Genomic DNA, 9,728 nt, shown 5'->3' on the forward strand with positions numbered 1-9,728 from the left:
CGAGTAGTGGCTGCCATAGGCAGGCAGTGCCGTCCGCCCCACCGCAAGCGCCTCACCGGCCACCCGCAGCGCCGACTTCGAAAGCGTCCGCATCGACCACCTCCGGACCGCTCATCCCAAGATAGCCGCCCAAAGTACCCAGCCAAGCCAGGGTTTCAACAGAGCATTAGACGTTCTAAGTGAGTGCGACATTTGGTGGAGCGGCGATGCCGAGACGGCGCGGGGCGCGATGGCCCCGGCGGCCGCAGATGAGCGGATGCTTGTGCGCATTCCAGTAAGCGCGGCAAAGATGCGCGTGATGGCGTAGCCCGCGTCCATCGTGGCGATCCCGATGGGTACTCTGGTGGTTGCGCCGGTGGCATCGAGCTGGCCCTCGACGGCCTTGGTGTCATGCTGCGCCCCGGTGGTCACCGCAACGTCGAGCACCACGCCGGCCTCGGCATCGACCGCCGTATGCGGCTTGTAGGCCGGCTCGACCCGGCGCGCGCGGTTGTTGGGTGTCAGGCTGGCGTCAGGGTCGGTTCGGCAGACCGGCTCTGCCAGGCCATTCGCCGCCTCGACGGCGTCCGCGTGCTTGCGCGCAATCGCCTCCCAGCTCACATCGGGGCGCACCAGCGAACTGTCGGTGTGCACCACCTCGCCCTTGGCGATGCCGGCCGCCACGCAGGCCTCGACGGTGCGCGTGAAGACCCGCCGGAACCGCTCCGCGCCCCAGCGCTGGCGGATGCGCGTCAGGCTGGAGTGGTCCGGCAACGCCTCGGTCAGCCCGTAGCCGGCGAACCAGCGGATGGCGATATTGACCACCACCTCCCGCATCAGCCGTCGGTCGTGCACTATGCTGAGCAACAGGCCCGCCAGCATCAGCCGGACCGCCGCCTCCGGGTCGATCCCCGGCCGGCCGCTGCCAACCGCATAGCACTCCGCGACCTCGGCCTGCAGCCAGCCGAGGTCCAGAACATGATCGACACGGACGAGGACGTGGTTGTCCGGGATCAGATCGCGCAGCGAGCCGGCAAACACCAACTCATGCTGACCCCGCCCCGGACCTCCCAACATCCCGCCGCCACCGCAGCGAATCAGAGCAGAGCGACTTTTTCAACAAGCCCAGCCGGTTGGTATCAGATTTGGCAGAGGCCGCTGTGGCCGGCCGCCCCGCGGCCCCAGAGGTGCGCCGGCATGGCCCTGACACCGACGGTTGCCATTCGGCACTCGGCCGGCCATATCGCACCGTCACCTGCTGGTGAGTCGGCGGTCGACCCGCTCTCGCCAAGCAGGAACGAAGCCGGCAGCAAGCCGCGTGAGGGAGGGACAGGGAATGACTATTGCACCGCACGGGCATGCTATCTCCATGCCTGCAGCCAAGGGCATGTCGCGCCGCACCGCGCTGAGCGCAATTGCTGGCACGCTTGCCGGCTTTACGGCCACGGGCCATGCGCAAACAGGAACGGACTGGCCCAACCAAGCGGTACGCTACATCAATCTCTTCCCGCCAGGCGGCGCAACCGACACGCTCTCGCGCATCTACTGCGCGAAGATGAGCGAGATCGTAGGCCAGCAGTTCGTGGTGGAGAACCGCAGCGGCTCCGGCGGCGTCGTTGGGACCGACGCCATCGCCAAGTCCCGTCCTGACGGGTACACGATTGGCCTGAGTAGCATCGCCTCGCAATCCATCGCACCAACGCTCTATGCCAATCTGCCCTACAATGCGGCACAGGATTTCACTTACATCTCCGGCCTCTGGCAGCTGCCAAATCTGGTGGTGGTCAATAACGACCTTCCGGTACGCACCGTGCCGGAGTTGATTGCGCTGCTGAAGGCCAATCCGGGAAAATACGCCTATGGCTCCTCCGGCGCCGGGACGACTCCGCATCTTTCCGGCGAATTGCTGAAGCAAATGGCCGGACTGGACGTCCTGCATGTGCCCTACCGTGGCGGTGCACCAGCGCTGCTGGACCTCATCGGCGGTCGAGTGCAGCTGATCATGGACAACATACCGGGCCTGCTGCCGTCGGCGCGCGACGGCAAAATACGGGCACTGGCCGTTACCAGCCCACAGCGTAGCCCGGTGGTTCCGGATCTGCCGACCATGGCGGAGTTCCTGCCGGGGTTCGAGATGACCTCATGGGGCGCGGTCTGTGGTCCCGCAGGCTTGCCGCAGCCGGTCGTAGAGCGGCTATCAGCCTTCTCAAAACGGGCGCTGGAGAACCCGGACTTGATCCGCGGCTACCGGGAACTCGGCGCCACGCCGTGGTGGACGACACCGGACGCCCTTGTAGCCTTTCGCGCACAGGAGGAAGCTCGCTTGGCGCCGGTGATTCGGGCGAGCGGTGCTCGCGTGGAATAATCGCCGGGGAATACGTCAGGGGCGTAAGCTGGCATCATGCATACTCCGTCGAGGCCAGCTGATTCTTCAGCACGACCGTCATCATGGTGGTGGCTGTGGCGTCACCCGCACTGCCTCCGACAGCGCCCACAGCCCTCACCGCTCGGTCCGGGCCACCTGTTCAAGACGTAGCAGCACGGCGTCAGCGCAGTGGCGCCGATACACCCAAGCGGCGCCGCAGCGGACTATCCCGGCACTGACATCCTGGGTGCCGGCAAAGACCCGACCGTCGCACGGCCAGAGCGGTCGGTGTCTTGCACAACGACCCGGACTGGCTTGCCGAAGGCAAGGTCCGACAACGATTGCCGCTCGGGACCCGTAGGGGCCCGCAACCGGTAGCTGATGGCGGTGGCCAAGTGGATGGCGGCGAGGAAGTTGGTGGCCCGCCTGCGCCCGCTGAAGGCCGCCACCCAATCGGCTACTCCGCTTTGATCCCCACACTCCGCGCGATCTCCCGCCAGGTCGCGAGTTCCGTGCGGATGCGTGTCGCGAATTCCTGCGGCCCCGCGAAATCCGGCACCGCGGCTTGGGTCGCGAGTTTCGCGCGGGTATCGGCGGTGCTGGCGAGTGCTTCCAGGTCGTGTGCCATGCGTGTCACGAGGGCGGGTGATGTTCCGGCCGGAGCCATGATGCCGAACCACACGCCCGAATCCGGGACAGGGCGGCCCAGCTCCGCCATGGTCGGCACCTCCGGTAGTTCCGGAGCGCGTTTCGGCCCGAGTACGGCAAGCGGGCGGATATGCCCCGCCTGGAAGGGGCCCACCGCGCCTGCCATCCCATGGGCCAGCAGCGGTACGCGGCCGCCGATCACGTCCTGCATCAGAGGCGCGGTTCCGCGATAGGGCACATGGGTCAGGGAGATGCCGAGCGCCCGGCACATCGTCTCCCCGCCGAAATGCCCGGTGCCGCCCACGCCGGTGGTGCCATAGGCCAGTGTGCTGGGCTGGCCGCGAGCCGCGGCGGCCACCGCCTCCAGGTCGCGCCAAGGCTGATTCGCGGCGCACCAGAAGAGATTGGGCGCGGTGCAGAAGGTGCCTACGGGGGCAAAGCTGCCGGGCAGGGCATAGGGCAGGCTGGGATGGACCGCCGCGTTCAGCACAACGGCATTCGAGGCGAAGAAGAGGGTCAGCCCATCTGGCGCGGCGCGCGACACCACCTCCGCCGCGACGGAGGAGGAGGCGCCGGCGCGGTTTTCCACCACCACGGTCTGCCCCCAGGCCGCTTGCAGGCCGGTGGCGGCTATGCGGCCAATAAAGTCGGTCGGCCCGCCGGGCGGGTAGCCGATCAGCAGCCGCACCGGGCGGTCGGGCCAGGGGGCCTGGGCACGGCTGGCGGCGGCGGCAAGCAGGCTCGGCAGGGCAAGCATCGCGCGGCGCGTCGCCGCGGCGGCAGTGTTCATGTCCGCTTCTCTCCCAACGCCCGCGGGCGCCGAGAGGCACGCCGCCAGGGGCCGAGACGGTAGCGCGGAAACCAGGGCGGCGCGACATACCGATCACGCACCAGGCCGCCTGCCGATCAGGTGGTCCGTGACATCCGCCGCGCGACCCGCAAACAGCATTCATCCGAGGAGAAGATCCGGGTCGTGCTGGAAGGTCTGCGCGGTGAGGACATCATTGCTGCTTTGTGCCGCCGTGAAGGCATTGCCGAAAGCCTGCACTACTCCTGGTCGAAGGAGTTCCTGGGTTTGGCGCACTGCGCTGGACGGCAGGCGGCGCCTGACGGGCGACACGGCCCGCGCTGCGACAACTGACGAGGTCAAGGCCCTGCGCCAGGAAGCGCCATCTGCTCGCCGACACGCTCGGCCTCAGCCCTGCGCGGTGCAGGAGGTCATCGGCACCGCCATCGGCGGGCGCGAGGCAGGTTGAGCCTTCGATGGCGACCGCCGCTTCGCCATCGTGGTGCGGGTGCCCGGGGGACCGGCGCCTTCAAGCTGCGCGGCGGCTTGGTCTGCATGGACCGGCTGAAGCGCGAGCGGCCCGGTCCGCGGCGGTGGCAACATCGACCTGGCGCTGTTCCACGACTGGCTGCTGGTCCACTGAACCTTCCCGTCCCGCGGGCCGTTCCTCCCCCGACAGCGGAGGGCACGGCATGCGCATCCACCACCTTGATTGCGGGCCGGCGCGGCCCTTTGGCGGCGCGTTGATGGACGGGGTCAGCCCCGGCGCCACCGGCCGGCTGAGTTGCCACTGCCTCGCCATCGAGACCAACCGGCATGGGCTGGTGCTGGTGGACACCGGCCTCGGCCTGCGCGACATGGCGCGGCCCTTTGCCCGGCTGCCCTGGCTGAACGCCGCGCTGCTGCGCTTCCGCTACGATCCGGAGCGGACGATGCTGCGGCGGCTGAGGCGGCTGGGCTTCCAGCCGGGCGACGTCCGCCACATCGTCATGACGCATTTGGATTTCGACCATGCCGGGGGGCTGATCGACTTCCCGCATGCGGCGGTGCATCTGATGGAGCCGGAGGCGAAGGCGGCGCGGCAGCGGGAGGGACTGCTCGGCCGCGCCCGCTGGCGGCCGGCGCAATGGGGCGACACGTCCCGCTGGCGCACCTATTCCGACCGCACCGAGGGCCGCTGGTTCGGCTTCGACGCCGTCACCGACATGGAAGGGCTGCCGCCGGAGTTGCTGCTGGTGCCACTGCCCGGCCACACGCCGGGGCACGCGGGGGTGGCAATCGAGGGCCCACGCGGCTGGATGCTGCACGCCGGCGACAGCTACTTCAGCCGCGCCGAGGTGCATGCCGACCCGCCCTCCTGCCCGCCCGGCACCGCCGCCTATGAGCGGATGATGGCCTGGGACAGCAGGTTGCACTGGGCCAACCAGGCGCGGCTGCGCGCCTTGCTGCGCGAGCCGGATGCGCCGGTGGCGGTGTTCTGCACGCATGACCCGGTGGAATACGTCGCGATGGCGGTGTGGAGCGGCAATGCGCCGAACGGCAGGGCGCCGGATGCGGTCGAGGATGAAGCCGTGGTGAGCGTGGCATAAAGTGAGCTTCACCCCTCAAGCTCCCACCAAGGGCGCTTGAAATCCTTCCGCTTAAGCCATTGCCATCCAAAGCCTTTCCGGCCCTTGGCGGGTGAGTTCGAGAGGGGCGGAGCCCATCTCGGCAACGGTCCCGGACGTTTTGCAGCCGCCGGCCGCTACGGAAGTGTCAGGCGCACCGTGGACGGTCCGCGGCAACCTGCACTAGCCTTCTGCAAAACACCCCGGAGGAAACGATGGCGGAACCCACCATCACGCCGCTCGGCTATGCCATGGGCGCCGAGGTCACCGGCCTCGACCTGCGCCGGCCGATCGACGACCTGACCCGCCGCCGCCTCTACGAGGCTTGGCTGAAGCATGTGGTGCTGGTCTTCCCCGGCCAGGCACTGACGCCGCAGCAGCACATCGCCTTCTCGGCCAATTTCGGCACGCTCGACGACCACGCCAGCCAGGCGCCGGAGACGCTGCTGGAGAATGAGCCGCAGATCCTGGTGGTGACCAACAAGCACCGCCTCGGCAAGCCCTCCGGCACCCGCAACACCGGGCGCAACTGGCACACCGACCTCTCCTATTCGCTGCGACCGGCCAAGGGCGCGCTGCTGCTCTGCCAGGAGAAGCCGCCGGTCGGCGGCGACACCATGTGGGCCAACCTGACCATGGCCTATGAGACGCTGAGCCCCACCATGCAGCGCTTCATCGAGGGGTTGGAGGCGGTGCACGACGTCTCCCTCGTCAAGGGCATCGGCCAGCGCGACCCGGCGGTGATCCAGGGGCTGCGCTCGCGCAACCCGCCGGTGGTCCACCCGATGGTGCGGGTCCATCCCGACACCGGCCGCAAGTCGCTGCTGGCCGGTGAGCGCGTCTCCCACATCCTCGGCCTGACCGAGGATGAGAGCACGGCGCTGCTGAACTTCCTCAATGCCCATGCGACCTCGCCGGAATTCGTCTACCGCCACCGCTGGCGGGTCGGCGACATCGTGCTGTGGGACAACCGCTGCACCTGCCACGTCGCGCTGCCGGATTTCGACCAGAGCCAGCCGCGGCTGATGCTGCGCTGCTCCTTGCAGGGCGAGGCGGTCGGCCGGCTGGCCGAGGCGGCGCCAGCCGCGACCAAGGAGCAGATGATCCAGACCGTGGCGGCGCTGTCGTGAACCGGCGCCATCTGCTGGGCGCCGCGGCCGCGCTCGCTGCGGCCGGCGGCGCGGCACGGGCGGAGTGGGCGCCCAGCCAGCCGATCCGGCTGATCGTGCCCTATCCGGCGGGCGGCACCACCGACGTGCTCGGCCGCATGGTGGCGGAGGGGCTGGCGGAGCGGCTCGGCCGGCCGGTGGTGGTCGACAACCGCAGCGGCGCCAGCGGCATCATCGGTTCCGAATTCGTGCAGAAGGCGGCGCCGGATGGGCACACGCTGCTGTTCGTCGCCTCCGGCCATGCGGTGCTGAAGGCGCTCTACCCCAACCTGGCCTTCGACCCGGTTGACGACTTCACCCCCATCGCCCCGATCGCCGGCACCGCCTATGCGCTGGTGGCGCATCCTGGCCTGGGCGTGACGACCCTGGCGCAGCTGGTGGCGCTGGCGAAGGAGAAGCCCGGCACCTTGAGCTTCGCCTCCACCGGCATGGGCACGGCACAGCATCTGTCCGGGGAGCTGTTCAAGCGGCTGGCAGCCATTGACATCGTCCACGTGCCCTATCGCGGCAGCGGCACGGTGCGCGCCGACCTGCTGACCGGCCGGGTGCCGATGATGTTTGAGAACCTGGCGCTGATGGCCCCGGTGCTGAAGCGCGGGGAGCTGCGCGGCCTCGCCGTCACCTCGGCGCAGCCGAGCCCGCTGGTGCCGGAGATCCCGACCATGGCGGCGGAGGGCTATCCGGCGGCGACCATCGAGGGCTGGTTCGGCCTGCTCGGCCCGAAAGGGCTGCCGCCCGAGGCGGTTGCCGCGCTGAATGCCGCGGCCAATGCGACGCTGCGCAACCCGGCGGTGCTGGAGAAGCTGGCCGGGCTTGGCGCCCGGGTGATCGGCGGCTCGCCTGCCGACCTCGGCACCCTCATCCGCAGCGAGGGCAGCCGCTGGGGCAAGGTGATCCGCGATGCCAACATCAGGCCGGAATGAAGGGATGACCACATGAGCCGGCACGTCGTCGCCGCGGTGGGCGAGATCCCGCTGAACGGCAGCAGGAAGGTCACGGTGAAGGGGCGGGAGATCGCCATCTTTCATGTGGCCGGCGAATACTTCGCCCTGACCGACCGTTGCCCGCATGAGGGCGGCAGCCTCTGCGCCGGGCGGCTGATCGGCCTCGTCCGGTCGCAGGAGCCGGGGCGGTACGACTACTCCCGGCCGAACGAGATGCTGCAATGCTCCTGGCATGGCTGGGAGTTCGACATCCGCACCGGCCAGAGCTATTGCGACCCGGACAGCATCCGCGCCCGCACCTACGAGGTGAAGGTCGAGCCGGGCGAGGCGCTGGCCAAGGGGCCCTTCGTCGCCGAGACCTTCCCGGTCTCGGTCGAGGGCGAATACATCGTGGTGGAGGTCTGAACAGCATGGCTGCCTGGCATCGCGTCGCCGCGGAGGATGACCTTGTCGAGAACATGCCGCTGGCGGTGAGGGTCGGCGATTTGTCGATTGCCGTGGTGCGGCTGGAGGACGGCATCTTCGCCGTCAACGACATCTGCACCCATGAGTATGCGCTGCTCTCCGACGGCTTCTGCGAGGATGGCAAGCTGGAGTGCCCGCTGCACCAGGCTTGCTTCGACATCCGCACCGGCGCCGCGCTGAACGAGCCGGCGGAGGTGCCGGTGGCGACCTACAAGGTGAAGGTCGAGGAAGGCGAGGTCTTCGTCGAGGCGTAGCGGCGGTCTTATACGAGCGGCCGTTGATGTTGCCCCATCAACGGCCGCTCGGTCGCCGGGCGGTTTGCCCCGCAAGCCTTAGCTACACCGCACTGGCGGCGGGCCGCGTTCGCGGCCTCGGCATGAGTGAGTTCCCCATGCCGCCGCCATTGTCTTCCCACCGTCATGCACGGGCTCGACCCGTGTCTCCCTCTGCCGGCGGAATGGCCGAGTCACGCCCGGCCCTGACGGTTCTAGCGGAGTGGGCAGGTTCGGGACGCGTGCCCTACTCCGGCTTCACCCCCGCCGCCCGCAGCACCGCCGCATAGCGCTCGATCTCCTTGCGGAGGAAGGCGTCCACCTGCGCCGGCGTCACCACATCGGCCCTGATCTCCAACCCCAACTCGGCGAGCTTCGGCTCGATCTGCCGCGCCGCGGCGTTGTAGGCCGCGTTCAGCGCCGCAACGATGGGCGGGGGCGTGCGCACCGGGGCGGCGGCGATCACCCAGATGTCCTGCTGGAAGCCCGGCAGCCCGGCCTCGGCCGAGGTCGGCACCTCCGCCAGCACCGGGCTGCGCTGCGGCCCGCTGAGGGCGAAGGCCCGCACCGTGCCGTTGCGCACCTGGGAGGCCGCCTCGGCGACCGAGACTCCGGTGAGATGCGCCTCGCCGCTCATCACCGCCTGCAGCGCAGGCCCGCCGCCGCGATAGTGCACGAACTGGATCTCCACCTTGGCGGCGGCGCGGAACACCTCGCCGGTCAGGTGCACCGTGCTGCCGTTGCCGGCGCCGGCGTAGTTGAATTTCCCCGGGTTGGCGCGCAGCAGCGCCAGCAGTTCCTGCATGTTGCGGGCCGGCAGACTCGGATGGCCGACCAGCACCATCGGCGCGCCGCCGAGCACCGCGATGCCGGCGAAATCCGCCGCCGCGTCGTAGGGCATGCGCGCCACCAGCGCGGGTGCGATCGCCTGCGCGCTGCTGTTGATGACGATGGTATAGCCGTCCGGCGCCGCCTTGGCGGCCAGGTCGGTGCCGATCAGCCCCGCCGCGCCGCCGGTGCGGTTCTCGATGGCGATCGGCTGGCCGAGCAGGGGCGCAGCCCGTTCCGACACCAGCCGGGCCATGAGGTCGGCCAGCCCGCCCGGGGCGAAGGGCACGATGGCGCGGATCGAACGTTCGGGCCGCCAGCCCTGATCGGGCTGGGCGAATGCGGCCGCTGACGGCAGCAGGGTGGTGGCGAGCAGCGCCCGACGGCGAAGTCTCATTCCTGGAGTTCTCCCGACATATTGGCCGGGGACCGCGCTGGCCCCCAGCATTCGGGATAAGGCCACAGCCTGGGTGTTCCTGCGAGGGGGGAGGGATGGTGCTCCCGAACCCCCCCCCGCGCTTTTCCGCAACCTGCTAGCACTACTTCGGCAGATTTCTGTTGGCCTGAGATCCCGGCTGGTAAGCTGATGGACGTTCCGATTGAGGTGCGGCCCGGTGAGGTGGCGCATGATCGAAGCGGCAGCGGAGTGGGAATCGACCTTTGC

The 9,728-nt window shown here is 69.2% G+C and carries 8 protein-coding genes and 2 pseudogenes; 7 read left to right on the forward strand and 3 right to left on the reverse strand.

Going from position 1 to position 9,728, the window contains the following annotated elements; all coding sequences use genetic code 11:
• Positions 1-200: 200 nt before the first annotated feature.
• Positions 201-1,056: pseudogene (locus tag H7965_RS26975) on the reverse strand (transposase); the annotation flags it as partial.
• 310 nt (positions 1,057-1,366) lie between these two features.
• Between H7965_RS26975 and H7965_RS26980 the strand changes: the two are divergent.
• Complete coding sequence (locus tag H7965_RS26980) at positions 1,367-2,344, forward strand: Bug family tripartite tricarboxylate transporter substrate binding protein (protein WP_186773641.1); 978 nt, start codon at positions 1,367-1,369, stop codon at positions 2,342-2,344.
• A gap of 457 nt (positions 2,345-2,801) precedes the next feature.
• Here H7965_RS26980 and H7965_RS26985 read toward each other — a convergent pair whose 3' ends face one another.
• Positions 2,802-3,782, reverse strand: a complete 981-nt coding sequence (locus H7965_RS26985) for a Bug family tripartite tricarboxylate transporter substrate binding protein (RefSeq protein ID WP_186773642.1) — start codon at positions 3,780-3,782, stop codon at positions 2,802-2,804.
• A gap of 120 nt (positions 3,783-3,902) precedes the next feature.
• Between H7965_RS26985 and H7965_RS26990 the strand changes: the two are divergent.
• The 6 genes and pseudogenes from H7965_RS26990 to H7965_RS27015 form a co-directional block, all read left to right on the forward strand.
• Positions 3,903-4,161: pseudogene (locus H7965_RS26990) on the forward strand (transposase); the annotation flags it as partial.
• Between the two features lie 310 nt (positions 4,162-4,471).
• Positions 4,472-5,368 (forward strand): MBL fold metallo-hydrolase, encoded by an 897-nt coding sequence (locus H7965_RS26995; protein WP_186773643.1) that lies wholly within the window; start codon positions 4,472-4,474, stop codon positions 5,366-5,368.
• A 233-nt stretch (positions 5,369-5,601) separates the two neighbouring features.
• On the forward strand, positions 5,602-6,516 hold the full coding sequence (locus H7965_RS27000; protein WP_186773644.1) for a TauD/TfdA dioxygenase family protein: 915 nt from the start codon (positions 5,602-5,604) through the stop codon (positions 6,514-6,516).
• Positions 6,513-7,478 carry a tripartite tricarboxylate transporter substrate binding protein gene (locus tag H7965_RS27005; RefSeq protein WP_186773645.1) on the forward strand — a complete coding sequence of 322 codons (966 nt, stop codon included), beginning with the start codon at positions 6,513-6,515 and terminating at the stop codon, positions 7,476-7,478. The genes H7965_RS27000 and H7965_RS27005 overlap by 4 nt, the downstream gene beginning before the upstream one ends.
• A gap of 12 nt (positions 7,479-7,490) precedes the next feature.
• Positions 7,491-7,904 (forward strand): Rieske (2Fe-2S) protein, encoded by a 414-nt coding sequence (locus H7965_RS27010; protein ID WP_186773646.1) that lies wholly within the window; start codon positions 7,491-7,493, stop codon positions 7,902-7,904.
• Positions 7,905-7,909: 5 nt separating this feature from the next.
• The gene (locus tag H7965_RS27015) at positions 7,910-8,218 is read left to right on the forward strand and encodes a non-heme iron oxygenase ferredoxin subunit (RefSeq protein WP_186773647.1); all 309 of its coding nucleotides are present in this window, start codon (positions 7,910-7,912) and stop codon (positions 8,216-8,218) included.
• 265 nt (positions 8,219-8,483) lie between these two features.
• Here the strand turns inward: H7965_RS27015 and H7965_RS27020 are convergent, their stop codons facing one another.
• Positions 8,484-9,461 carry a Bug family tripartite tricarboxylate transporter substrate binding protein gene (locus H7965_RS27020; protein ID WP_186773648.1) on the reverse strand — a complete coding sequence of 326 codons (978 nt, stop codon included), beginning with the start codon at positions 9,459-9,461 and terminating at the stop codon, positions 8,484-8,486.
• Positions 9,462-9,728: the final 267 nt, after the last annotated feature.

Source organism: Siccirubricoccus deserti, from assembly GCF_014283215.1.
Classification (GTDB): Bacteria; Pseudomonadota; Alphaproteobacteria; order Acetobacterales; family Acetobacteraceae; genus Siccirubricoccus; species Siccirubricoccus deserti.